Source organism: Enterobacter cloacae complex sp. EB5, from assembly GCF_031432835.1.
GTDB classification, from domain to species: domain Bacteria; phylum Pseudomonadota; class Gammaproteobacteria; order Enterobacterales; family Enterobacteriaceae; genus Enterobacter; species Enterobacter hormaechei_C.
Genome location: NZ_CP133860.1, coordinates 3,454,820 through 3,479,968, shown reverse-complemented (window position 1 = coordinate 3,479,968; position 25,149 = coordinate 3,454,820). Strand labels below are relative to the sequence as shown.

22 protein-coding genes are annotated in these 25,149 nt (G+C 57.1%); 11 read left to right on the top strand and 11 right to left on the bottom strand.

The window, feature by feature from the left end:
* Positions 1-3: 3 nt before the first annotated feature.
* From RHN82_RS16780 to dapA, 5 genes are all read right to left on the bottom strand, one after another.
* Entirely contained in the window at positions 4-1,950 is a 1,947-nt protein-coding gene (locus RHN82_RS16780) for a tRNA(Met) cytidine acetyltransferase TmcA (protein WP_047053186.1), read from the bottom strand.
* Positions 1,950-2,819: a neutral zinc metallopeptidase gene (locus tag RHN82_RS16775; RefSeq protein WP_001303362.1), complete on the bottom strand. Its 870-nt coding sequence runs from the start codon at positions 2,817-2,819 to the stop codon at positions 1,950-1,952. The genes RHN82_RS16780 and RHN82_RS16775 overlap by 1 nt, the downstream gene beginning before the upstream one ends.
* Positions 2,820-2,939: 120 nt before the next feature.
* Positions 2,940-3,653 carry a phosphoribosylaminoimidazolesuccinocarboxamide synthase gene (purC, locus tag RHN82_RS16770; protein ID WP_001171626.1) on the bottom strand — a complete coding sequence of 238 codons (714 nt, stop codon included), beginning with the start codon at positions 3,651-3,653 and terminating at the stop codon, positions 2,940-2,942.
* A 109-nt stretch (positions 3,654-3,762) separates the two neighbouring features.
* A complete protein-coding gene (gene bamC, locus RHN82_RS16765) occupies positions 3,763-4,797 on the bottom strand; it encodes an outer membrane protein assembly factor BamC (RefSeq protein ID WP_047053183.1) in 1,035 nt (344 codons plus the stop codon).
* A gap of 16 nt (positions 4,798-4,813) precedes the next feature.
* Positions 4,814-5,692: a 4-hydroxy-tetrahydrodipicolinate synthase gene (dapA, locus tag RHN82_RS16760; RefSeq protein ID WP_003860542.1), complete on the bottom strand. Its 879-nt coding sequence runs from the start codon at positions 5,690-5,692 to the stop codon at positions 4,814-4,816.
* A 145-nt stretch (positions 5,693-5,837) separates the two neighbouring features.
* On the opposite strand from dapA, the gene RHN82_RS16755 reads away from it, so the two are divergent.
* Positions 5,838-6,407: a glycine cleavage system transcriptional repressor gene (locus RHN82_RS16755; RefSeq protein ID WP_000213743.1), complete on the top strand. Its 570-nt coding sequence runs from the start codon at positions 5,838-5,840 to the stop codon at positions 6,405-6,407.
* On the top strand, positions 6,407-6,877 hold the full coding sequence (gene bcp / locus RHN82_RS16750) for a thioredoxin-dependent thiol peroxidase (protein ID WP_023314630.1): 471 nt from the start codon (positions 6,407-6,409) through the stop codon (positions 6,875-6,877). Before RHN82_RS16755 ends, bcp begins: the two co-directional genes overlap by 1 nt.
* Before the next feature lie 139 nt (positions 6,878-7,016).
* Here the strand turns inward: bcp and RHN82_RS16745 are convergent, their stop codons facing one another.
* Positions 7,017-8,081, bottom strand: a complete 1,065-nt coding sequence (locus tag RHN82_RS16745; RefSeq protein WP_003860546.1) for an AI-2E family transporter — start codon at positions 8,079-8,081, stop codon at positions 7,017-7,019.
* A 220-nt stretch (positions 8,082-8,301) separates the two neighbouring features.
* Here RHN82_RS16745 and bepA point away from each other — a divergent pair, with 220 nt between their 5' ends.
* Together bepA and arsC are read left to right on the top strand one after the other, a co-directional pair.
* Positions 8,302-9,765 carry a beta-barrel assembly-enhancing protease gene (gene bepA / locus RHN82_RS16740; protein ID WP_003860547.1) on the top strand — a complete coding sequence of 488 codons (1,464 nt, stop codon included), beginning with the start codon at positions 8,302-8,304 and terminating at the stop codon, positions 9,763-9,765.
* A gap of 13 nt (positions 9,766-9,778) precedes the next feature.
* Complete coding sequence (arsC, locus tag RHN82_RS16735; protein WP_047053180.1) at positions 9,779-10,135, top strand: arsenate reductase (glutaredoxin); 357 nt, start codon at positions 9,779-9,781, stop codon at positions 10,133-10,135.
* On the opposite strand, the gene RHN82_RS16730 is transcribed toward arsC, so the two are convergent.
* A complete protein-coding gene (locus tag RHN82_RS16730; RefSeq protein WP_047053178.1) occupies positions 10,132-10,956 on the bottom strand; it encodes a homeodomain-like domain protein in 825 nt (274 codons plus the stop codon). The genes arsC and RHN82_RS16730 overlap by 4 nt on opposite strands.
* 147 nt (positions 10,957-11,103) lie before the next feature.
* On the opposite strand from RHN82_RS16730, the gene celB reads away from it, so the two are divergent.
* Genes celB through RHN82_RS16715 form a run of 3 tightly spaced genes read left to right on the top strand, consistent with a single transcriptional unit; the run spans position 11,104 to position 14,801 of the window.
* Positions 11,104-12,423 carry a PTS cellobiose transporter subunit IIC gene (celB, locus tag RHN82_RS16725; RefSeq protein ID WP_047053176.1) on the top strand — a complete coding sequence of 440 codons (1,320 nt, stop codon included), beginning with the start codon at positions 11,104-11,106 and terminating at the stop codon, positions 12,421-12,423.
* A 3-nt stretch (positions 12,424-12,426) separates the two neighbouring features.
* Positions 12,427-13,383: a N(4)-(beta-N-acetylglucosaminyl)-L-asparaginase gene (locus RHN82_RS16720; protein ID WP_047053174.1), complete on the top strand. Its 957-nt coding sequence runs from the start codon at positions 12,427-12,429 to the stop codon at positions 13,381-13,383.
* Entirely contained in the window at positions 13,383-14,801 is a 1,419-nt protein-coding gene (locus RHN82_RS16715; RefSeq protein WP_047053171.1) for a M17 family metallopeptidase, read from the top strand. Before RHN82_RS16720 ends, RHN82_RS16715 begins: the two co-directional genes overlap by 1 nt.
* Positions 14,802-14,931: 130 nt before the next feature.
* Here RHN82_RS16715 and RHN82_RS16710 read toward each other — a convergent pair whose 3' ends face one another.
* From RHN82_RS16710 to RHN82_RS16695, 4 genes are all read right to left on the bottom strand, one after another.
* On the bottom strand, positions 14,932-15,633 hold the full coding sequence (locus RHN82_RS16710; RefSeq protein WP_211482948.1) for a DnaA inactivator Hda: 702 nt from the start codon (positions 15,631-15,633) through the stop codon (positions 14,932-14,934).
* Between the two features lie 96 nt (positions 15,634-15,729).
* Positions 15,730-17,019, bottom strand: coding sequence for a uracil permease (uraA, locus tag RHN82_RS16705; protein WP_003860558.1), 1,290 nt, complete (start codon positions 17,017-17,019; stop codon positions 15,730-15,732).
* An 82-nt stretch (positions 17,020-17,101) separates the two neighbouring features.
* Positions 17,102-17,728 carry a uracil phosphoribosyltransferase gene (upp, locus tag RHN82_RS16700; protein ID WP_003860560.1) on the bottom strand — a complete coding sequence of 209 codons (627 nt, stop codon included), beginning with the start codon at positions 17,726-17,728 and terminating at the stop codon, positions 17,102-17,104.
* Between the two features lie 215 nt (positions 17,729-17,943).
* Entirely contained in the window at positions 17,944-19,374 is a 1,431-nt protein-coding gene (locus RHN82_RS16695) for a 6-phospho-beta-glucosidase (RefSeq protein ID WP_047052292.1), read from the bottom strand.
* A 266-nt stretch (positions 19,375-19,640) separates the two neighbouring features.
* Here RHN82_RS16695 and purM point away from each other — a divergent pair, with 266 nt between their 5' ends.
* The 4 genes from purM to ppx all read left to right on the top strand — a co-directional run bounded on the left by purM (position 19,641) and on the right by ppx (position 25,147).
* Positions 19,641-20,678 (top strand): phosphoribosylformylglycinamidine cyclo-ligase, encoded by a 1,038-nt coding sequence (purM, locus tag RHN82_RS16690; protein ID WP_017383509.1) that lies wholly within the window; start codon positions 19,641-19,643, stop codon positions 20,676-20,678.
* Positions 20,675-21,316, top strand: coding sequence for a phosphoribosylglycinamide formyltransferase (gene purN / locus RHN82_RS16685; RefSeq protein WP_006811493.1), 642 nt, complete (start codon positions 20,675-20,677; stop codon positions 21,314-21,316). Before purM ends, purN begins: the two co-directional genes overlap by 4 nt.
* 228 nt (positions 21,317-21,544) lie before the next feature.
* Positions 21,545-23,605 (top strand): polyphosphate kinase 1, encoded by a 2,061-nt coding sequence (gene ppk1, locus RHN82_RS16680; RefSeq protein ID WP_006811494.1) that lies wholly within the window; start codon positions 21,545-21,547, stop codon positions 23,603-23,605.
* Positions 23,606-23,608: 3 nt separating this feature from the next.
* Complete coding sequence (gene ppx, locus RHN82_RS16675; protein WP_003860570.1) at positions 23,609-25,147, top strand: exopolyphosphatase; 1,539 nt, start codon at positions 23,609-23,611, stop codon at positions 25,145-25,147.
* Positions 25,148-25,149: the final 2 nt, after the last annotated feature.

The following is a 25,149-nucleotide window of genomic DNA, read 5'->3' as shown; positions in this document are numbered from 1 at the left end:
AAGTCATTGAAAAAATTGCCATTGCATAATGTCGGCTTTCAGCTGCTGGCTACGGGGGTAATCAAGTCTTTCAAGCGCGTAAGCGGTTTCCTCGCGTAGCTTCGCCAGCAACGCTTTGCGCCCGAAATCATGCATATTCCCTTCCATTTTCCCCCGCAGCGCCGGGAGCGGCATGTCCACGGCTAACAACAACCGGGTCAGCGCCGCAACCGAAGTTGAAAACGCCCGGTGAGCAAAGGCAAACCCCGCCAGCTCCAGCCAGTCGTCACTATTAAGGGTAGCTTCCCATGAATCCGTCACAGGGATCTTTTCGCCATTCCAGGCCGACAGGACGCGCATATCCCGACATAAACGCTGATGCGCCTGTTCGCAGAGCTGATGCCCCGCTTCGCTCAGCGGCAGCAACGCCATCGCCGTATAGCACCCGCTGCTGGCTTCCCGGTGGCTGCCCATTCGCACCAGCACAAACCCGCACTGCCGCCAGAAGCGCCACAGCTCGTCGGTATAGCCAAAGCTGACCGAGAGATAATCTTCTCCGCTGGCACTGCGGATCAGCCGCTGGCCGATGCCTTCCCGCTGGCGATGGGGATGAACCGCAATGCGGCTGACGCGTCGGCCTTTCAGCGTCGCCGCGAGCGGCGAGCCGCCGTGCGCTGCCAGCGACTGCGCCACCAGATTTCCACGCGGCCGACGAAAGCCCGCCCAGACTGCGCGGCTAAGTTCAGGGGGTAATCCCCCCTCCTCCACCAGCCAGAGCGCGCCCGCGATCTCCGCGCCCGCCTGAGCAACAGCAAAGTGCTGGCCGGGGGCGTCCATCATCCGGCGTAAATCGAGGGGTGATGTCCGGTAGTGCGCGGCACACAGCAGTTCATACACGCCTGTTCCGCGCGTCGGATCGCTCTCCCATATCCCGGGCTCCAGCGACGTTAAACGTACCTCCCCTGCCGGTTTTCGATCGATAAGCGCATCGTCGAACAGCAGCGCGTTCGCCACTGTCCGCTCAAGGGGGCATCCGGCAGCCCAGCGAACAGGCGTGGATAAGGTATAACGCCGCAGCCCGCTGAACCGGGCGCAGAACTTCAGCAGGAATCCCCTGCCCGTGCCTTCATAACCTTGCACCGTGGTGGTCAGCAAGACGCGGGGAAAGCGCGACGCCAGCTTCTCCAGCAGCGGGCCGGGGATGGCGGCCGCCTCATCGACAATCAGCCAGTCAGCTTCTGTGGTGGAGGCCAGCAGCGCATCCGGGGCCATAAAGTGAAAATGTTCCCCGGCGAAACGCGCGATGACATCCGTCGCCCCTTTTGCCGGTGCCGTCACGACTGCACTCCCCTGAATGCCGCTCAGCAACATGCCCGCCAGGGCGGACTTCCCGCGTCCGCGCGGCGCCGTCACGGCGGCTACGCCCGCAGGCATGGTCAGAAGAGCGTCAAGGATCTCAGCCTGCTCGCGCTGCGGTTCACCGCTGGCGGGCTGCCAGGCGGATAAATCTGGCGCAACGGGAAGGCACAGAGAACGATGTTGATGCCAGACGATGGCATCTGAATCGGCGGCAAGCGTCCGGCAAAAGTGGTGAACAAAGTGCGGGGTGGCGATCGGCTCGGCGCTGTCGCTCCAGCGCAGAGAATCCGCGTCGGGCCTGTCAGCCCAGACGGAGAACGGCGGCACCAGCAGCACCAGAAGGCTTCCGGCGCGCAGGGTCCCGCTGAGGGCGGCGAAGGCCGAGACGTCAAACCCGCGACGCGCGTCAAAAACGGCGTGCAGGTATTCACGTCCCAGCAGGCCGCTGATAGCCTTAGAGGGGTTTTCCTCCAGCCACAGCCAGTCTCCTGGTAACGTATCGCGCAGGAGGGTTGCCTGGTTCAACGTCCACGCTTCATCGCCGCTGAGCACCACCAGCTGGCGGTGCCCGGTACGCTGAAGCTGGTTAACCAGCTGTTCAAACCCCAACATCACATAGCTTTGCCGAAGGTATTACACTGCGACGGGTTGCCGCTGTCGAAGCCACGCTTAAACCAGCTGTAGCGCTGCTCTGAGGTGCCATGGGTAAAGCTGTCCGGCACAACGCGCCCCTGGCTCTGCTGCTGCAAGCGATCGTCACCAATCGCCTGTGCGGCATTCAGGGCCTCTTCCAGATCGCCTGTTTCCAGCACGCCCTGCTGCTGCATGCTGTGTCCCCAGACGCCAGCGAAGCAGTCGGCCTGAAGCTCCATACGTACGGACAGACGATTCACCTCCGCCTGAGAAGCATTCTGCTGCATCTGACGCACTTTAGGCTCAATGCCGAGAAGCTTCTGCACGTGGTGGCCGACTTCATGCGCGATCACGTAGCCCTGGGCAAAATCGCCGTCGGCGCCCAGCTTGCTTTTCATGTCGTCATAGAAGGAGAGATCGATATAGACGGTGCTGTCCGCCGGGCAGTAGAACGGCCCCATAACGGACTGCCCGGTGCCGCAGCCGGTGCGGGTTGCGCCCCGGTACATCACCAGTTTTGGCGGCTGATAAGTCCGCCCCATTTTCTCGAACTGCTGACCCCAGGTATCTTCGGTCGTCGCGAGAATAACGGAAGTAAATTTCGCTGCTTCATCTTCATTTGGGCTGATGGAGCGCTGAGAATACTGCTGCTGTTGCCCGGTTTCACCGGTCATCAAACCGGTCAGGTCGACGCCGTAGTAGCCCGCCACCAGCACGACGACCAGCAGAATAATGCCGCCCTTGCCGCTGGGTAACCGGAAACCTGGCCCGCCCATAGACGGACCACCGCCACCACTGCTGCGTCTGTCTTCTACGTTGTCACTTTCACGACGCCCTTGCCAGCGCATAAACACCTCGAACTATTCCATTTATAATAGCTATGATCGTAGGCGGTTAATGAAAGGATTACCATAGTAAACAAGGATAAGACGCCAAAGGATGCCAACATCCTTTGGCAAATGCGCAGTTTAGTCGAGCTTAACGCCTAAACGGTGAGCAACCGCTTCGTACGCTTCGACCACGCCACCCAGACTCTGGCGGAAACGGTCTTTGTCCATTTTATCCAGCGTCTCTTTGTCCCACAGGCGGCTGCCGTCCGGCGAGAATTCGTCGCCCAGTACCACTTCGCCTTTGTACAGACCGAACTCCAGCTTGAAGTCGACCAGGATCAGGCCCGCGTCATCAAACAGCTTTTTCAGCACGTCGTTGGCTTTGTAGGTCAGTTCCTGCATGCGCGCCAGGTTCTCTTTGCTTACCCAGCCGAAGGTTTCGCAGTAGGATTCGTTGACCATCGGGTCGTGCATGGCGTCGTTTTTCAGGAACAGATCGAACAGCGGTGGATTCAGTTCGATACCCTCTTCAATGCCCAGACGCTTCACCAGGGAGCCTGCGGCACGGTTACGGATCACGCACTCAACCGGCACCATATCCAGTTTTTTTACCAGACATTCCGTATCGGACAGCAACGCTTCCATCTGAGTCGGGATACCGGCTTCGGCCAGTTTGGTCATAATGAAGTGGTTGAACTTGTTGTTCACCATGCCCTTACGATCGAACTGCTCAATGCGTGCGCCGTCTCCTGCTGACGTATCATTGCGGAATTCGAGCACCAACAGATCCGGGTTTTCCGTGCTGTATACGGTTTTCGCTTTGCCACGATACAACTCAGCTTGCTTCTGCATCTTCATTACTCCTGGTGTGATGATTTGTATTCAAAACTGGCCATATTATGCCACGCACACGTTTGCGTAGCACGAAAATAAAAAGGGCTGGATTAACCAGCCCTCACTATTATTTGCTGAATGCGGCCTGGAAGGCAGCGACCAGCGCATCGTTCTGCGCCTGGGTCAGCGTGTGTCCTTTCGGATCGATAAATTGCAGGCTGCTGCGGTTATCGAGGTCGCCAACCTGGATTTTGTAGTCACCGGAAGGCAGCTGTGGATCGCTTGCCCCCAGCTCCTGCCAGGCGCTATCAGACAGCGGCTTATAGGTCGCTGTGATGCTGCCCGTTGAGCGGGTGCTGTCGGTCACCTTCATGCCCACTTTTTCAAGCGTTGCTGGCAGGCGCTGCCAGGTCTGGTTAAACGGCGCACGCACCACCAGCATTGGCAGGCCGGTATCGTCTGCACCGCTCTGCACGTCAAAGGTTGAGCCGTTACGGTTCTGCGCGGCGTTTGCGGCATCGGTAGCGTTCTTATCCAGACCCGCTGCAATCACGTTCAGCATTTCGGTGCTGTAGCGCTGCATGGCGGACGGATCGGCAACCGGTTTTCCTGCCTGCTCAAGATTCAACAGCTTAACGGTAACCGCCTGCTGATAACCCTGCGGCTTAACGGAGACTTGATAACGACCACGGTACTGCTGGTCTTCATCGAGACGGTTCCACTCAATCCAGTCGGTGGTTAAAGTCTGGCTGGCGTCGTCGCGTTTATCAATCGTATAGTTTTTCGACTGAATGACGCTCACAACCTGCGGCCACAGCGTGGTACCGCGTGCGCTTTCCACCAGCAGAGAAGCTGTATCACCGGTAAACTGCGTGCGCGCGCCGCTCACCAGCGCCAGAGGCTGAGCTGGCGGACGAATATCAAGCGCTTTACCCACCAGGCCGCTGCCATTGGTAACCGGAATATTATAATCACCGTTCTGGATCGGCAGGATCATGCCGGCAGGCGCGTGAAGTTCAGCAAGCGGCGGCGCATCCAGATAGGATTCATCACCGCTCACCTGGCGCTTGTAGCGCGAGTCTGAACTACAGGCAGCGAGGAGCATAACAAGCGAAACACCCGCAACCTTCGCCAGGCGCGACTTCTGTACTGAATAAGCCATCAAATCTCCCTAAACTTTACAGCAAACCGGCATGCTTCAGCGCGCCAGCGACAATTTCACGACCGTGATCGGTAATCGGTGTCATTGGCAGACGCAGCGTGTCGGTTGCTACAAGCCCCAACTCCTTACATGCCCATTTCACTGGGATCGGATTGGGTTCGACAAATAATTTATTGTGCAACGGCATCAGACGCTGATTAATCACGCGAGCTTCATCAAAGTGACCGGCTGCGGCCAGTTTGCACATGTCAGCCATATCGCGCGCCGCCACGTTCGCCGTCACGGAAATCACGCCGTTACCACCGAGCTGCATAAAGTCCAGCGCGGTCGCATCATCACCGCTCAACAGGATAAAGTCGTCTGAAACCAGCTCTTTGATCTGATGAACGCGGCTTAAGTTCCCTGTCGCCTCTTTAATCCCGATAATATTTTTTACTTTCGAGAGACGGCCAACGGTTTCCGGCAGCATATCGCAACCGGTACGGGACGGCACATTATACAGAATTTGTGGCAAGTCAGTATGTTCAGCGATGGCTTTGAAATGCTGGAACAAACCTTCCTGAGTAGGACGGTTGTAATAAGGGGTCACCGTCAGACAGCCGACAATGCCGCTGTCATTAAAACGTTGGGTCAGACTGATAGCTTCTGCGGTTGCGTTTGCGCCCGTCCCCGCGATGACCGGAATACGCCCGTCCGCCAGTTCCAGGGTCAGCATCACAACGTCGCCGTGCTCTTCGTGGCTCAGCGTAGCGGATTCACCGGTAGTCCCTACCGAAACGATCGCCGAGGTTCCATTGGCGACATGGTAATCAATGAGCTTCTTCATGCTTGACCGGCAGACATTACCTTTTTCATCCATCGGTGTAACAAGCGCGACAATACTTCCCGTGAACATGAGCCATCCTCTGTGCGAACAAGAGCCTCAATGTTACGTTTGGAACTGTAATAAAAGCAAGCGACCTGAGGCTCTCAGGCGGTTGTATGCATGTTTTTTTTATGCTTTCCTTAGGAAGACTTAACCACGCAAAGGAAGAACAGGTTTGACAACCTCATCACAACATTACCTGGTTATCACTGCGCTGGGTGCTGACAGGCCGGGTATCGTGAATACCATCACTCGCCACGTGAGCAGCTGCGGCTGCAACATCGAAGACAGCCGGCTGGCTATGCTTGGCGAAGAGTTCACGTTCATCATGCTGCTTTCCGGAACATGGAATGCCATTACCCTCATCGAATCTACCCTGCCGCTGAAAGGCGCAGAGCTGGATTTACTGATTGTGATGAAGCGCACCACCGCGCGTCCGCGTCCGGCTCTGCCTGCCACGGTCTGGGTACAGGTTGAAGTGCCTGATTCACCTCATCTGATTGAACGTTTTACGGCGCTGTTTGACAGCCATCAGATGAACATTGCCGAACTGGTTTCCCGCACGCAGCCGGGCGATGAAAACGCAATCCCGACGCTGTTTATTCAAATTACCGCACACAGCCCTGCCTCGCAGGATGCGTCAAATATCGAGCAAGCGTTCAAAGCCCTCTGTACAGAATTACACGCGCAAGGCAGTATAAGCGTCGTCGATTATTCGCAGCACGAACAGGATGGAGTTGAGTAATGAACCCACTGAAAGCCGGTGATATCGCACCGAAATTTAGCTTACCGGATCAAGACGGCGAGCAAGTAAATTTGACCGACTTCCAGGGACAGCGTGTTCTGGTCTATTTCTACCCGAAAGCCATGACCCCGGGCTGTACCGTACAGGCCTGCGGTCTACGCGACAACATGGATGAGTTGAAAAAGGTCGGTGTGGAAGTGCTGGGCATCAGCACCGATAAGCCAGAGAAGCTGTCACGTTTTGCGGAAAAAGAGCTGCTGAACTTCACGCTGCTTTCCGATGAAGACCACCAGGTTTGCGAGCAGTTTGGCGTCTGGGGTGAGAAGTCCTTTATGGGCAAAACGTACGACGGTATTCACCGCATCAGCTTCCTGATTGGCGCTGACGGTAAAGTTGAGCACGTGTTTGATGATTTCAAAACCAGCAACCACCACGACGTGGTGTTGAAGTGGCTGAAAGAGAACGCGTGATCATTTTAGTGCCGGGTGGCGCTGCGCTTATCCGGCCTACAAGGTAAATGCAAAACGGTAGCATGCGCTACCGTTTTTAGTGTTTGCCCCCTCTCCCCGCAGGAGAGGGTTGGGGTGAGGGCATCAGCCCGCACTAAATCTACTTCTCTTCCACCGCTGGCACATCCGGCCACGCGTGGACCACGGCTTTAATCAGCGTCGCCAGCGGAATGGCGAAGAACACGCCCCAGAATCCCCACAGCCCGCCGAAAATCACCACTGACAGGATAATCACCAGCGGATGCAGGTTAACGGCTTCTGAGAACAGCACCGGTACCAGCAGATTCCCGTCCAGTCCCTGAATAATCAGGTATACGGCGAAACAGCTCCAGAACTCCGTACCCAGACCAAACTGGAACAGCGCCACACCGACTACCGGAATGGTCACCACAAACGCGCCGATATACGGGATCAGAACCGAGAATCCGACCAGCACCGCCAGCAGCAGCGAGTAGTTCAGCCCGAAGATCACGAAGCCAATCCAGGTCGCCACGCCCACCACAATCATCTCCAGCACTTTGCCGCGTATGTAGTTGGTGATCTGCTGGTTCATCTCCTGCCAGACCTGACCGGCGAGACCGCGATTGCGCGGCAGCACGCGGCGTACCGCATTCAGCATCTGCTCTTTATCTTTGACCAGGAAAAACACCATTAGCGGCACGAGAACAAGATAAACCGCCAGCGTCAGCAGGCCGACCAGCGAGGCCAGAGAGTATTTCACCACCGAATCACCCATGGTCATGATGCGGGCGCGCATGTTTTCGGCCATCGCATCGATGATCCCAGCGTCCATCAGCGCAGGATAGCGGCGCGGCAGCGTGGCGGCAAAATCAGACAGTTTGTTCAGCATGCCGGGCATATCGCGGATCAGGTAGATCCCCTGTTGCCAGGCGATGGGCATCACCACGAAGGACATCAGCAGCAGAATGCCGACAAACAGCACCAGGACAATGCTGGTCGCCCAGCGGCGGGAACAGCCGATATGTTCCAGACGCGCGGTGGGCCATTCCAGCAGATACGCCAGCACAATCGCCACCAGTAGCGGTGCCAGCAGGCCACTAAAGAAGAACAGGATACCGAATCCGGCAACCAGAATGACCAGCAAAGCAATGGCTTCCGGGTCGCTAAACCGACGCCGATACCACTGCATTAACATTTCGAGCATACAACCCTTCCCTGAATCGAATGGCGGGAGTGAGACGGTGAATTGTATCTAACTGTCACAAAAAAGACTTTCCTTTTTGTTTCACTGTCAGGTTTCGCAAAACCCTGATGAATGGGATTTTCTTCATCTCTTAACACGGCTACACTCGCAGAGCAGCGGAGATGAACGTTATGCGGGTTCATCGGTCAAATTAGCACATCCAAAATACAGGACAGTGGTTATGTTCAGGCAGTTGAGAAAAACACTGGTTGCGACACTGATTGCCGCCGTGACGGTGGGTCAGGTGTTACCCGCTTTCGCTGACTCGTCCGATTCATTGCCGGACATGGGCACCACGGCAGGAAGCACGCTCTCCATCGGGCAGGAGATGCAGATGGGTGATTATTACGTACGCCAGCTGCGCGGCAGTGCTCCGCTGATTAACGACCCTTTGCTGGTGCAGTACATCAACGGTCTGGGGATGCGTCTGGTGGCGCACGCCGACTCGGTAAAAACGCCCTTCCACTTCTATTTAATCAATAACGACGAAATCAACGCCTTCGCCTTCTTTGGCGGGAACGTGGTGCTGCATTCGGCGTTGTTCCGTTATTCCGATAACGAAAGCCAGCTGGCGTCCGTCATGGCGCACGAAATTTCGCACGTCACCCAGCGCCATCTGGCGCGTGCGATGGAAGATCAGAAGCGTAACGCCCCGCTGACCTGGGTGGGCGCGCTGGGTTCTATTCTGTTGGCGATGGCCAGCCCGCAGGCCGGGATGGCGGCGCTTACCGGGACGCTGGCGGGGACGCGTCAGGGGATGATCAGCTTCACCCAGCAGAACGAGCAGGAAGCAGACCGCATCGGCATTCAGGTTTTACAGCGTTCCGGCTTTGACCCGCAGGCCATGCCGAGCTTCCTGGAAAAACTGCTCGACCAGGCACGCTACTCGTCGCGCCCGCCTGAAATTCTTTTAACCCACCCGCTGCCGGAAAGCCGTCTCTCGGATGCGCGTAACCGTGCCAACCAGATGCGTCCGGTCGTGGTGCAGTCTTCGCAGGATTTCTACATGGCCAAAGTGAGAACGCTTGGCATGTACAACTCCGGACGTAATCAGCTCACCAGCGATCTGCTGGACGCGCTGGCGAAAGGCAACGTGCGCGAGAAGAACGCGGCGCAGTATGGTCAGGCGCTCCAGGCGATGGAGGCCAGCAAGTACGATGAAGCGCGTAAAGCGCTACAGCCGCTGCTGGCGTCGGCGCCGGACAACCCGTGGTATCTCGACCTCGCCACCGATATCGATCTGGGGCAGAAAAAAGCGACCGATGCGATCAACCGTCTGAAAGGGGCGAAAGACATTCGCAACAATCCGGTATTGCAGCTTAACCTGGCAAACGCCTACCTACAGGGCGGCCAGCCCGGCGAGGCGGTGACCATTCTGAACCGCTACACCTTTAACAATAAAGACGACCAGAACGGCTGGGAGCTGCTCGCACAGGCCCAGGGGCAACTGGGTAACCGCGATCAGGAGCTGGCCGCGCGTGCGGAAGGTCTGGCGCTGGCGGGTCGCCTCGATCAGGCCATTTCCCTGCTGAGCAGCGCCAGCTCACAGGTGAAGCTTGGCAGCCTGCAACAGGCCCGCTACGATGCGCGAATCGACCAGCTGCGTGGCCTGCAACAACGCTTTAAGCCGTACGAGAAGATGTAATAAAGGAGAAATCATGACAGACGCGGTAAAAATTTACCATAACCCTCGCTGCTCCAAGAGCCGCGAGACGCTGAATCTGCTGAAATCTAACGGCATCGATCCGGAAGTGGTGTTGTATCTGGAGACGCCGCCGGACGCGCAGACGATCCGCCAGCTGCTGAAGATGCTGAACATGGGCAGCGCGCGCGAGCTAATGCGTCAGAAAGAAGATCTGTATAAGTCGCTCAATCTGAACGATACCAGTCTCACTGAAGAACGGCTGATTCAGGCGATGGTCGACAATCCAAAGCTGATTGAGCGCCCGATTGTGGTGGCGAACGGCAAGGCGCGTATCGGCCGTCCGCCGGAAGACGTGCTCGAGATCGTCTAATCGTTACGCCGCAGCGCTTCCAGAAACGCCTGCGGCGTACGCTCTCCCAGCTTTTTCTGCGCTTTTCCCCGGTTGTAAAACTCACACAGTTGGATCAACAGCTCTCCCATCGGTTCACTGTTCACCCGCGGAATGATTTCGCGTAACGGCACGGTGACCTGAAGAGCGAGATAATACTGTGAATGCACTTTTACGGTGACGTTATGCTCTGGCAAGTTCACTTCCAGCCCAAAAGTCTCAACAGATTGAATATCAGCCGGACAGGCAGCCAGCACCTCGTTCGTCCAGCGGGTCAGCAACTGCGGCGATACGCCAGCATAAAGCCGGGCGTAACACCAGCCGCTGACGGGTTCACGCGCCCAGAGCAGGTGTTGCTCGCCACCGTCGTCCATATGCAGCGACAGCGGCTGATGATGCAGGAGTAGCTTCTGCGGCATGATTCCGGCCTTCAGCGCCTTTTTGCCCTGCAACGACGCCCCCTTTTGTTTTACCGAAGCTGGTTTGAGGTAGCGGTTCAGGGTCGCGCGGGAAACGGCGATCCCGAGGCCGTCATTCACCAGCAGCAGCAGATCGTCCAGCGGTGCCCCGGTGATATCCCGCAGGGCATTTATCAGTGTCGCCTGCTCTTGTCTCAGCGCTTTGTGTATCACTTTTGGCGTGGTGTGGTTATCCGAAACCTGGTCGCGGTTGCGCCAGCGCCTGACGGTGGTGACCGAGATCCCCAACTCAACGGCAAGCTCTCTGTCGCTTTTATCTGACTGCTGAAGATAGCGACGGATACGCGGTGTGGTGGTGGCGTTGGCATGCAGTTTGATTTCCATCGCGTCTCTCTCCGCAACTAATCTTATGAGATTTATATCAGAGCAGCGAATGCTTTGTGACCGATTTCACCTTTCGCTCGCCGCGCTTCACTGATAATCCACAGACATAACATAAACAACACCTCTCAATCTTGTACGGAGTTCACAATGAACAATGTTCTGGGATTTCTTGAAGCAAAACTGATGCCTCTGGCGGCGAAAACGGCCCAGCAGCGTCATCTTGGGGCCATTCGCGGCGCCTACGTTTCATTCATGCCGTTTATCATCGTCGGCTCCATTCTGCTGGTGATCTCCTCCTTCCCGAATCAGGCCTATCAGCAGTTTATGTCTCAGGCCTTTGGTGAGAGCTGGAGTGCAATTATAGAGATCCCGTTTAACGCGGTGTTCTCAACCATGTCGCTGTTTATCAGCTTCCTGGTGGCCTACCGCCTGGCTGAGCATTATGGCGAGGACCGCATCTCCTGCGGCATTCTGGCGCTGGTCGCGTTTCTGATCCTGACGCCCTTTATCAAAGTGGCGGAAAACGGCGGCATTACCGTGATGCCGGTGGAGTGGATTGGCAGCAAAGGGCTGTTCGTGGCGATGATCGGTTCCCTGCTGTGGACGGAACTGTTCTGCTGGCTGAAGCGCAAAAAGCTGGTCATCAAAATGCCGGACGGCGTGCCTCCGGCGGTGCAGGAGTCGTTCGCGGCCCTGATCCCGGCCCTGCTGGTAATGATTCTGGTGCTGCTTATCCGCATCATCTTTGAAAACACCCACTACCACACCATCCACCAGTTTATTTATGAAGTGGTTGCCACCCCGGTGCGCCACTACGGCACCTCTTATTTCGGGGCGCTGATGACCGTATTCAGCATCACCATTCTGTGGTCAGTGGGCATTAACTCCGGCTCGATGATTAACGGCATTATTCGTCCGCTGTGGATGGAAAACCAGACCGACAACATCGCCGCGATTCAGGCCGGCACAACGCCGCCGCATATCATTACCGAACAGTTTTTTGACATGATCTGGATGGGCGGCGCGGGGGCCACGCTGTCGCTGGTGATAGCGATGCTGATCTTCGCCCGCAGCAAAAACATGCGCGAAGTGGCGCGCCTCGGTGCGGGTGCCTCGGTGTTTAACATCAACGAGCCGATTCTGTTTGGCCTGCCGGTGATCATGAACCCGATCATGCTCATCCCGTTCAATCTGGTGCCGCTGGTGCTGGTCACCGTGCAGTATGCGGCGATGAAAATTGGTGCGGTCGCCGTCACCACCGGGGTGTTTATCCCCTGGACGCTGCCGCCAGTCATCAGCGGCTTTATCGTCACCGGGCACCTGAGCGGCAGCGTGATGCAGCTGATCAACCTGCTGATTGGCGCCATGCTGTACCTGCCTTTCATGCGTATCGTGGATAAACAGTACCGCGCCGCGGAGCTGACTACCGCTACGCAACCCGACACCACCCTTGCAAAACAGGAGTAAAGCATGTGGGGAATTATCGCAACCTGGCGAATGGCGCTTGAAGGGGTAACGGAATCTGCGTCTGCCCTGGCGGCCGGGAAACCGGTCGCTGCGGCGGTAGTCGATGCCGTCGCAGCCGTGGAAGACTTTCCGCTGTATAAATCCGTCGGCTACGGTGGCCTGCCGACGGAGAACGGCGAGGTAGAGCTGGACGCGGCCTATATGGACGGCGACACGCTGGCGTTCGGCGCCGTGGGCAATCTGGTGGATATCGCCAACCCGGTGCGCGTGGCGCACGCACTCAGCCGCCAGCGTTATAACAGCCTGCTGGTCGGCCAGGGCGCGCGCGAATGGGCGCTGAGCCAGGGCTTTGCCGACAAAACCATGCTCACGGATCGCGCCATGCAACACTACCGCAAGCGCTGCCGCGAAACGCTGGATAAGGGGTTAAGCCCCTACGACGGACATGACACCGTCGGCATCATCGGCCTCGATAAACAGGGCTCGATGAGCGTCGCCACTTCCACCAGCGGCCTGTTTATGAAAAAACGCGGTCGCCTCGGTGACTCACCCATCATCGGCTCCGGCTTTTACTGCGACAGCGAAACCGGCGCGGCCACCGCCACGGGCGTCGGTGAAGATCTGATGAAGGGCTGTACCAGCTACGAAATCGTTCGCCGGATGGCGCAAGGCATGACGCCGCAGCAGGCGGCGGATTCGGTGGTGTTCGAACTGGAAGACAAGCTGATGTCGCGCTTCGGTCGCGCGGGCGATCTTTCCGTAGTGTGTATGAACAGCAAAGGAGAATTTGGCGCCGCGACCAACATCAAAACCTTCTCGTTCGTGGTGGCGACGGCTCGCCAGCCCCTCACCGTTTTCCGTACTGAACGCCTGCGGGAGAAAACGCACTATCACGCGGTAGATGAGGAGTGGATGCAGACCTATGCCGCGCGGATCCGCGCGCCGATTGAGGAGTCATGATGATCACGTACCAGTTTATCAACGCGCTTTCAGACGCGAAGCCGAACAGCCATTTGATTGCGCGCGCTGACAGTTCTCTGTTACCGGATAGCGCTCTTATCGCTGAAATGCGCCAGCAGAGCACCGTCGCGGACGCGCGCTTTGGCTGCGCGCCGTTTGCCCGCATCACCCTGTTGCCGGACGCGCTCTGGCATGACGCCCTGACCGAGGGGTTGCTCACCGCCCTGCGACCGCTGCTTGCCGCCCCCGCCAGCGCCGAACTCGTGCTGGACGTGACGGATATTGACGATGTGGTGCTGGCGCAGGTACTGCGTTTTCTCTTTAATCAGGCGCACAGGCTCAGTGACCTGAAGCTGAAGAAGACGGACGAAGCGCTGCGTCTTACCTGCATCACTGCCCTCTGCCTGCCGGAACAGCAGGCGAAGCTGGAGACGACCTTCCGCCAGCAGCAGGCCATTGCGCTCGGCATGGTCGCGGCGCGACGTCTGGCGGATATGCCGTCCGACCGCTGCACGCCGCAGTTTGTGGTGGAGGAGGCGCAAAAACTGTGTGCCGTCAGCCCTGCCCTGTGCTGCGAAGTGTTGGATGAAACGCAAATCGTTGAGCAAGGGCTTGGACTGCTGCACGCCGTCGGCAAAGGGGCGACCTGCCCGCCTCGTCTGCTGGCGATTCATTATGATGGTGTCAACGACGGCCCGGTACGCTGCTATGTGGGAAAAGGAATTACCTTCGATACCGGCGGCCTGTGGCTGAAGGAAGGCGCGGGCATGTACACCATGAAATACGACATGTGCGGCGCGGCTAACGTGCTCGGGCTGATGCTGACCGTTGCGGAGCTGAAATTACCCGTGCGCATCATGGGCGTGCTGGCGCTGGCGGAAAACGCCATCGGCCCCGACGCCATGCAGCCCGGCACGGTGGCAACAGCCTGCAACGGCATTACGGTGGAAATCAACAATACCGATGCCGAAGGCCGGCTGGTGCTGGCAGACGCTATCGCCTGGGCGAGTCAGCGCCATCCGCAGGCGCACTATATCATTGATATGGCGACCTTAACCGGAGCGGTGGTAAAAGCGCTGGGGTATGAGCTGAGCGGGCTGATGACCCAGGATGAACCGCTGCGTCAGGCACTGACGCACGCGGGCAAACGGAGCGGCGACGAGGTGTGGTCCCTGCCGCTGGACGCGCGGCTGAGAAAGCAAACCGATAGCGCGATTGCCGATCTGTGCAACACGCCGACCAATAACGCGGCGATCAGCGCATCGGCGGCGTGGCTGCTGCATCACTTCTGCCCGTCGACCATTCCGTGGGCGCATCTGGATATCAGCGGGACGGCGCTGTGGCGAGAAAACGGACGGAGCGTGGCGTCGGGAAGACCGATTCCGCTGCTGGTGGAGCACTTGTTGGGGGATCTTTAGCCGGGTGGCGGCTGCGCCTTACCCGGCCTATGGCTTTGATTTTTTTGCCCGGTGGCGGCTACGCCTTACCGGGCCTACAAAAACCGCACTCCTTGTAGGCCGGGTAAGGCGTAGCCGCCACCCGGCATAACTACAGCTTAAGAATATCTTTCACAAACGGAATGGTCAGCTTGCGCTGGGCGGTAATAGAGGCGCGGTCAAGCTGATCGAGGGTATCAAACAGCGTGCGCATTTCGCGATCCAGACGCTTGAGCAGGAAACGGCCCACGTCTTCCGGCAGTTCAAATCCGCGCAGTCTGGCGCGCAACTGAAGTGCCTGGAGTTTGTCTTCATCCGAAAGCGGTTGCAGCTTGTAGATTTGTCCCCAGTCCAGACGAGACGCCAGATCCGGTAACCCCAGATTGAGCTGGCGCGGCGGACGATCGCCGGTGATCAGCAGCCGGGTTTTGCCCGACTCCAGAATGCGGTTGTAGAGGTTAAAGATCGCCATTTCCCACGGTTCGTCCCCCGCCACGCATTCGATATTATCGATGCAGACCAGGGAGAGATGTTCCATGCCCTCCAGCACTTCAGGCACAAACCAGGTGCGTTTATCCAGCGGCACATAGCCTACCGCGTCACCGCGCGCCGAAAGCTCCGCACAGGCGGCATGCAGCAGGTGGCTGCGTCCCGCGCCTTCGCGTGACCAGATATAGATGTATCCGCTGTGTTCCTGGCGCAGCACGTTTTGCAGTGCAGCCAGTAAAGAGGGGTTATCACCCGGCCAGAAACTCGCGAAAGTTTCGTCGTCAGGGAGATAAAGTGGCAGAGAGAGCTGTGCCGGTCCGTTCAGAAATACCTCAACCAGAGATCTTACATAAAATCGGAATGGAGTTTAACACGGAACCTGCAAGGAGAGAACCGGGCGATCCTTCGCCCGGCATGACGATCAATGTGGCGCTTTTTCGCTGTCGTCCGCGTCCAGCACCACCTCTTCCGGGCGGATCACTGAGATCAGCTTGAAAATCAGGCTCAGGCCGACGCCGACGATGGTCGCCAGCGCCATACCCTTCAGCTCTGCCGCGCCGATGTGCACCTTCGCGCCGCTCACGCCGATAATCAGGATAACGGAAGTGAGGATCAGGTTCTGCGCCTTGCTGTAATCCACTTTGGATTCAATCAGGACGCGAATACCGGAGGCACCGATCACCCCGTACAGCAGCAGGGAAACGCCGCCCATCACCGGAACCGGGATAATCTGGATCGCCGCCGCCAGTTTGCCAACGCAGGAGAGCAGAATGGCGATGATCGCCGCGCCGCCGATAACCCAGGTGCTGTAGACGCGGGTGATCGCCATTACGCCGATATTCTCACCGTAAGTCGTGTTTGGCGTGGAGCCGAAGAAACCAGAGATGATGGTGGAGAAACCGTTGGCAAACATGGAGCGATGCAGGCCCGGGTCGCGGATCAGGTCGCGCTTCACGATGTTCGCCGTCACCACCAGGTGGCCGACGTGCTCAGCAATCACCACCAGCGCGGCAGGCAGAATGGTGAAAATGGCGAACCATTCAAAGCGCGGGGTGTAGAAGGTTGGCAGCGCGAACCAGTGCGCCTCGGCAATCGGGGTGGTATCCACAACGCCCATCACGAAGGAGAGCGCGTAACCCGCCAGCACGCCGATCAGGATCGGGATAATCGCCATAAAGCCGCGGAACAGGACGGAACCGAATACCGTCACGCCCAGCGTCACCAGCGAAATAATGATGGTTTTAGAATCCGGTGACTGACCGTCCGCAGGCAGCAGCCCAGCCATGTTCGCCGCGACACCCGCCAGCTCCAGGCCGATGACGGCAACGATGGCCCCCATGGCCGCAGGCGGGAACATCACGTCCAGCCAGCCGGTACCGGCTTTCTTCACGATGAAGGAGACCAGGCAGAACAGCACGCCGCACATAATAAAGCCGCCCAGCGCGACCTCATAACCCAGCGGCAGCAACAGCAGTACCGGGGAGATAAACGCGAAGCTCGACCCGAGATAGGCCGGGATTTTGCCTTTACAGATGAAGAGGTAAAGCAGCGTACCGATGCCGTTAAACAGCAGCACGGTAGCCGGGTTAATGTGAAACAGGATTGGCACCAGCACGGTTGCGCCAAACATGGCGAACAGGTGCTGCAAACTAAGCGGGATTGTCTGTAAAAGCGGCGGTCTTTCACTCACCCCGATAGCACGGCGCGTCATAGTGTTTTCCTCTGAGTGTCATTGTTGGTTTTTATTCAAAAAAAAGCCGACTATCAAAGTCGGCTTCTTTATCGTTATTCGATTATTTAGTACCAAAAATCTTATCGCCGGCATCGCCGAGCCCCGGGATGATGTACCCGTGCTCGTTCAGCCCCTGGTCGACAGACGCGGTATAGAGTTCAACGTCCGGGTGCGCTTTTTCCAGCGCCGCGATACCTTCCGGCGCCGCAACCAGCACCAGCACTTTAATGCTGCTGCATCCCGCTTTTTTCAGCAGGTCGATGGTGGCGATCATCGAACCACCGGTCGCCAGCATCGGGTCAACCACCAGCGCCATACGCTCGTCGATGTTAGAGACCAGCTTCTGGAAGTACGGGACCGGCTCAAGCGTCTCTTCGTTACGGTAGATACCCACCACGCTGATACGCGCGCTTGGGACGTGCTCCAGCACGCCTTCCATCATGCCCAGACCCGCACGCAGGATTGGCACCACGGTAATTTTTTTACCTTTGATCTGCTCAACCTGCACCGGGCCGTTCCAGCCTTCGATGGTCACTTTTTCCGTTTCCAGATCAGAGGTCGCTTCGTAGGTCAGCAGGCTACCCACTTCAGAAGCCAGTTCGCGAAAACGCTTCGTGCTGATGTCATGCTCACGCATCAGGCCCAACTTGTGTTTAACGAGTGGGTGTTTCACTTCCACAATCTTCATTCTCTTTCTCCTCTGAGGTGGCATCCGCAAAAAAATCGCGGGATTATACCGCTTTTTTCGGATTGCGCCATACCCATCTTGCTTGACGTACATCAATCAAAAACAAAAAAGCCGGAGGCTGGGCTCCGGCTTGGGTGCGGGATCTGCCGGGTGGCGCTAACGCTTACCCGGCCTACACATCCCGTAGGCCCGGTAAGCGCAGCGCCACCGGGCAATTATAGCTGCTCGCCGTTGCTGGCAATCACCTGCTTATACCAGTCGAACGATTTCTTCTTGCTGCGGTTCAGCGTGCCGTTACCTTCGTTATCTTTATCGACAAAGATAAAGCCGTAGCGTTTCTTCATCTCGCCGGTGCCGGCAGAGACCAGGTCGATACAGCCCCACGGGGTATAGCCCATCAGATCTACGCCGTCTTCTACCACCGCTTTTTTCATCTCGCGGATGTGGGCGGAAAGGTAGTCGATGCGGTACTGGTCGTTCACCGTGCCGTCGCTCTCCTGCACGTCGATCGCGCCAAAGCCGTTTTCCACAATAAACAGCGGCAGCTGGTAGTGATCCCAGAACCAGTTGAGGGAGTAGCGAAGCCCCACCGGGTCAATCTGCCAGCCCCAGTCCGATTTCTGCACGTACGGGTTAGAAACCAGGCTCTTGCTTTCGTCGTAGTCCAGCGTCGGATTATCCGCCGTCGCTTTGGTGGCGAAAGACATGTAGTAGCTGAACCCGATGTAATCCACGCAGCCCTGCGTCAGCGCCACTTTATCTTCTTCGGTGATATCCAGCGCGAAGCCGCGACGTTCAAAGTAGTTGAGCAGATGCTGCGGATACTTGCCGCGCACGTGAACGTCGGTGAACCAGTAGCGGCGATGCATGGCGTTCATCGCCATCATCATATCGTCCGGGGCACAGGTCAGCGGATAGATGGGACACATGGCAATCATGCAGCCGATTTGCAGCGACGGGTTGATCTCGCGCCCCGCCTTCACCGCCAGGGCACTGGCCACCAGCTCATAGTGCGCCGCCTGGAACATCACCGGCTCGCGATCTTCTCCCGGCGCATATTTCAGCCCGGAGTTGGTAAACGGCGCAAAATCTTCGTGGAAGTTGGCCTGGTTGTTGATCTCGTTAAAGGTCATCCAGTACTTCACTTTATGCTGGTAGCGCTGGAAAACCACTTTTGCGAAGCGCACGAAGAAGTCGATCAGCTTACGGTTGCGCCAGCCGCCGTATTCCGTCACCAGGTGGAAAGGCATCTCGAAGTGGGAAAGCGTGATCACCGGCTCGATGCCGTGCTTCAGGCACTCGACGAACAGATCGTCATAGAATTGGAGTCCCGCTTCGTTCGGCTCCAGCTCGTCGCCTTTCGGGAAGATACGCGTCCAGGCGATGGAGGTGCGGAAGCATTTGAACCCCATTTCGGCAAAGAGTTTGATGTCTTCTTTATAGCGGTGATAGAAGTCGATGGCTTCGTGGTTTGGGTAATTTTTTCCCTCCAGCACGCCGTTGGTGATTTCACGCGGTACTCCGTGGGCGCCTGCCGTCATGACATCGGCGACGCTCACGCCCTTGCCGCCCTCTTTCCAGCCGCCTTCGAGCTGGTGCGCCGCAACGGCCCCACCCCACAGAAAACCTGCTTTAAATCCTGACATTCGCTTTCCCTCATTCTGCGTTATTTTCTGCAAAAACAGTTACAGAAACCGGTTTCAGTCTGATGATGTGCAAAGGGGATAGCCGTTGCAAGCAGATCGCCGAAACCGGTTTCATTTTCGTGAACAGAGTCAAGTTTGTTGCCATGGACAGCCCGCACAGAAAAAAAGATCCCCGCGCCGAGAATAGGCTCGCAAACGTTTGCCTGGACTGTTAGAATTGCGCCGATTTTTCTTACTAGCTATGCAATCGCGTGGGGATTTAAGCCGTGACCAACAAAACTTCTCTCAGCTACAAAGATGCCGGTGTTGATATTGACGCAGGTAATGCGCTGGTTGACCGAATCAAAGGTGTGGTGAAAAAAACCCGCCGCCCGGAAGTGATGGGTGGCCTGGGTGGATTCGGCGCACTGTGCGCGCTGCCGCAAAAATATCGTGAACCTGTGCTGGTCTCGGGTACGGATGGTGTCGGTACAAAACTTCGCCTGGCGATGGATCTTAAGCGTCACGATACGATTGGTATCGATCTGGTGGCGATGTGCGTCAACGACCTGGTGGTACAGGGCGCTGAGCCGCTGTTCTTCCTCGATTACTACGCGACCGGCAAGCTGGACGTGGATACCGCAGCCAGCGTCATTAACGGTATCGCCGAAGGCTGCCTGCAATCCGGCTGTGCGCTGGTCGGCGGTGAAACCGCTGAAATGCCGGGCATGTATCACGGTGAAGATTATGACGTCGCAGGCTTCTGCGTCGGCGTGGTAGAAAAATCAGAAATTATCGACGGCAGCAAAGTGGCAGACGGCGATGTGCTGGTTGCGCTGGCCTCCAGCGGTCCGCACTCTAACGGCTACTCTCTGGTGCGTAAAATCCTCGAAGTGAGCGGTTGCGACCCGCTGACCACCGAGCTGGACGGCAAACCGCTGGCCGATCACCTGCTGGCCCCGACCCGCATCTACGTGAAAAACGTGCTGGAGCTGATTGAGAACGTTGACGTGCACGCCATCGCTCACCTCACCGGCGGCGGCTTCTGGGAAAACATTCCGCGCGTGCTGCCGGACAATACCCAGGCGGTGATCGACGCATCCTCATGGCAGTGGCCGTCCGTCTTCAACTGGCTGCAAACCGCAGGCAACGTGAGCTCTCACGAAATGTACCGCACCTTTAACTGCGGCGTGGGCATGGTTATCGCCCTGCCCGCCAGCGAAGCGGATAAAGCGGTTAAGCTGCTGACAGAAAAAGGTGAAAACGCGTGGAAAATCGGTACGATTAAAGCTTCCGATTCCGAACAGCGTGTGGTCATTGAATGAAAAACATCGTGGTGCTCATTTCCGGCAACGGAAGCAATTTGCAGGCAATCATAGACGCCTGCAAACAGAAGAAAATCAATGGCACCATTCGGGCAGTATTCAGCAACAAGGCCGATGCGTTCGGCCTTGAGCGCGCGCGGGAAGCGAACATTCCTGCGCATGCGCTGGAAGCCAGCCAGTTCGCCGGGCGTGAAGCCTTTGACCGTGAGCTGGTGCAGGAGATTGACGCCTACGCGCCTGACGTGGTGGTGCTGGCAGGCTACATGCGCATCCTGAGCCCGGCATTTGTTGCACACTACGCCGGACGACTGCTCAATATCCACCCTTCCCTGCTGCCAAAATACCCCGGCCTGCACACCCATCGTCAGGTGCTGGAGAACGGCGATGAGGAGCATGGTACCTCCGTGCATTTCGTTACCGACGAGCTGGACGGTGGTCCGGTGATTTTGCAGGCAAAAGTACCGGTCTTTGACGGCGACAACGAAGACGACGTGACCGAACGTGTGCAGACGCAGGAACACGCCATTTATCCGCTGGTGGTAAGCTGGTTTGTCGATGGACGTCTGGAGATGCGCAACGGCGCAGCCTGGCTGGACGGCGTGAAGTTGCCCCCGCAGGGTTATGCGGCTGAAGAGTAGTCTGTTTGAATTGCCCGGCGGCGCTTCGCTTGCACGGGCCTACGGTCCCGTAGGTCGTGGTAAGCGCAGCGCCACCCGACACCCCCTCCCCCAACCCTCTAAATTCCCCAATAAAAAAATAACTGTCATACTTTTCTGGCACTGTTGGACATATCGTGGAAATGCTCGCCATAATAAGGACGAGACGGATTTACCACGTCCTGTGATTGAACTGGAGTGTGAGCTGTAATGGGTCAGGAAAAGTTATACATCGAGAAAGAGCTAAGCTGGTTAGCATTCAACGAACGTGTACTTCAGGAAGCGGCCGATAAAAGCAACCCGCTGATTGAACGTATGCGTTTTTTAGGCATCTATTCCAACAATCTGGATGAGTTCTACAAGGTTCGCTTCGCCGAACTGAAACGCCGAATCATCATCAGCGAAGAACAGGGCTTAAACTCCCACTCGCGGCATCTGCTTGGAAAAATCCAGTCTCGCGTCATGAAAGCCGATCAGGAATTTGATGGCCTCTATAACGAGCTGCTGCTGGAAATGGCACGCAACCAAATCTTCCTGATCAACGAACGCCAGCTCTCCGCGAATCAGCAAAACTGGCTGCGCCACTATTTCAAACATTATCTGCGCCAGCATATCACCCCGATTCTGATCAACCGTGAAACCGATCTGGTGCAGTTCCTGAAAGATGATTACACCTATCTGGCGGTAGAAATCATTCGGGGTGAGACCATTAACTACGCGCTGCTGGAAATACCGTCTGATAAAGTCCCACGCTTTGTAAACCTGCCGCCGGAAACCCCGCGCCGACGTAAGCCGATGATCCTGCTGGATAACATCCTGCGCTACTGCCTGGACGATATCTTCAAAGGCTTCTTCGATTACGACGCGCTCAACGCCTACTCGATGAAGATGACCCGTGACGCCGAGTACGATCTGGTGCATGAGATGGAGGCCAGCCTGATGGAGCTGATGTCTTCCAGCCTCAAGCAGCGCCTGACGGCGGAGCCGGTGCGGTTTGTCTATCAGCGCGATATGCCGGACGCAATGGTGGAGATGCTGCGCGATAAGCTGACCATCTCCCGCTACGACTCCATTATTCCCGGCGGGCGTTACCACAACTTTAAAGATTTCATTGGCTTCCCAAACGTCGGCAAAGCCAATCTGGTGAACAAACCGCTGCCGCGCCTGCGCCATATCTGGTTCGATAAGTTCCGCAACGGGTTCGACGCCATCCGCGAGCGGGATGTGTTGCTCTACTATCCGTACCACACCTTTGAACACGTGCTGGAATTGCTGCGTCAGGCCTCGTTCGATCCGAACGTGCTGGCGATTAAAATCAATATTTATCGCGTGGCGAAAGATTCCCGCATCATCGATGCGATGATCCACGCGGCGCACAACGGCAAGAAAGTGACCGTGGTGGTTGAGCTTCAGGCTCGCTTCGACGAAGAGGCCAACATCCACTGGGCGCGCCGACTGACGGAAGCGGGCGTGCACGTCATCTTCTCCGCGCCGGGGCTGAAAATTCACGCCAAGCTGTTCCTGATCTCCCGTAAAGAGGGCGACGACGTGGTGCGCTACGCCCATATCGGTACCGGGAACTTTAACGAGAAAACCGCGCGAATTTACACCGACTATTCGCTGCTGACCGCCGATGCGCGCATCACTAACGAAGTGCGTCGGGTGTTCAATTTCATTGAGAACCCGTACCGCCCGGTGAGCTTCGATTATCTGCTGGTGTCACCGCAGAACTCCCGACGCCTGCTGTACGATATGATCGACAAAGAGATTGCCAATGCGCAGAACGGCTTGTCGTCCGGCATTACGCTGAAGCTCAACAATCTGGTGGACAAAGGGCTGGTGGACCGCCTGTACGCGGCTTCCAGCTCCGGCGTTCCGGTAAATCTGCTCATTCGCGGCATGTGCTCGCTCATTCCGGAACTGGAAGGCATCAGCGACAATATCCGCGTGATCAGCATTGTGGATCGCTATCTTGAACACGATCGCGTCTATATTTTCGATAACGCCGGTGATAAGCGCGTATACCTCTCGTCCGCCGACTGGATGACGCGTAACATTGATTACCGTATTGAAGTGGCGGCACCGCTGCTGGATCCTCGCCTGAAGCAGCGTATCCTGGACATTATCGAGATCCTGTTCAGCGATACGGTGAAAGCACGTTATATCGACAAAGAACTCAGTAATCGCTATGTACCGCGCGGCAATCGCCGTAAAGTGCGGTCGCAGCTGGCGATTTACGATTACATCAAATCACTTGAGCAACCCGATTAACCTATGCCAATAAACGATAATACCCCACGCCCGCAGGAGTTCGCCGCGGTCGATCTTGGCTCAAACAGTTTCCATATGGTCATCGCCCGCGAGGTGGATGGCGCAATGCAGATCATCGGTCGTCTGAAGCAGCGTGTGCATCTGGCCGATGGTCTCGACGCGCGTAACATGCTGAGTGAAGAGGCCATGGAGCGCGGGCTGAACTGCCTGTCGCTGTTCGCAGAACGTCTGCAAGGCTTTTCGCCGTCCAGCGTCTGCATCGTCGGGACGCATACGCTACGCCAGGCGCTGAACGCGCCGGAGTTTCTTAAGCGCGCGGAAAAGGTTATCCCCTACCCGATTGAGATCATCTCCGGTAACGAAGAAGCGCGCCTGATTTTTATGGGCGTGGAGCATACGCAGCCGGAAAAAGGCCGCAAGCTGGTGATTGATATCGGCGGTGGCTCCACGGAACTGGTGATTGGCGAAGATTTCGAGCCGCGTCTGGTGGAAAGCCGCCGTATGGGCTGCGTCAGCTTCGCGCAGATGTATTTCCCGGGCGGCGTCATCACCCGCGAAAACTTCCAGCGCGCGCGCATGGCCGCCGTACAAAAACTGGAAAATCTGGCCTGGCAATATCGTATTCAGGGCTGGAACGTGGCGCTGGGCGCATCGGGTTCGATTAAAGCGGCCCATGAAGTGCTGCTGGCAATGGGTGAAAAAGACGGGTTTATTACGCCTGAGCGCCTGGTGAAACTCACCGAAGAGGTGCTTAAGCATAAGAGCTTCGACGCCCTGAGTCTGCCGGGTCTGTCCGACGAACGTAAAGCCGTGTTCGTACCGGGGCTGGCGATCCTCTGCGGCGTGTTTGACGCGCTGGCGATCAAAGAGCTGCGCCTCTCTGACGGCGCCCTGCGTGAAGGCGTGCTGTATGAGATGGAAGGCCGTTTCCGTCATCAGGATATTCGCAGCCGCACCGCGCAGAGCCTGGCCAACCAGTACAACATCGACCGCGAACAGGCGAAGCGCGTTCTCGAAACCACGGTGCAGATGTACGAGCAGTGGGAGGAGCAGAATCCGAAACTGGCGCATCCGCAGCTGGCCGCGCTGTTAAAATGGGCCGCCATGCTGCACGAGGTGGGGCTGAACATTAACCACAGCGGAATGCACCGCCATTCAGCCTATATTCTGCAAAACAGCGACCTGCCTGGCTTTAACCAGGAGCAGCAAACCATGATGGCGACGCTGGTGCGCTATCACCGCAAAGCCATCAAGCTCGACGATCTGCCGCGCTTTACGTTGTTTAAGAAAAAGCAGTTCCTGCCGCTCATTCAGCTGTTGCGCCTGGGCGTGTTGCTCAATAATCAGCGACAGGCGACCACCACGCCGCCGACGCTGAAGCTAAAAACGGATGACTATCACTGGACGCTGAGCTTCCCGCACGACTGGTTCAGCCAGAACGCGCTGGTACTGCTGGATCTGGAAAAAGAGCAGCAGTACTGGGAAGCGGTAACCGGCTGGCTGTTGAAGATTGAAGAAGAGAGTTCTGAGGCGGCAGCGTAGCG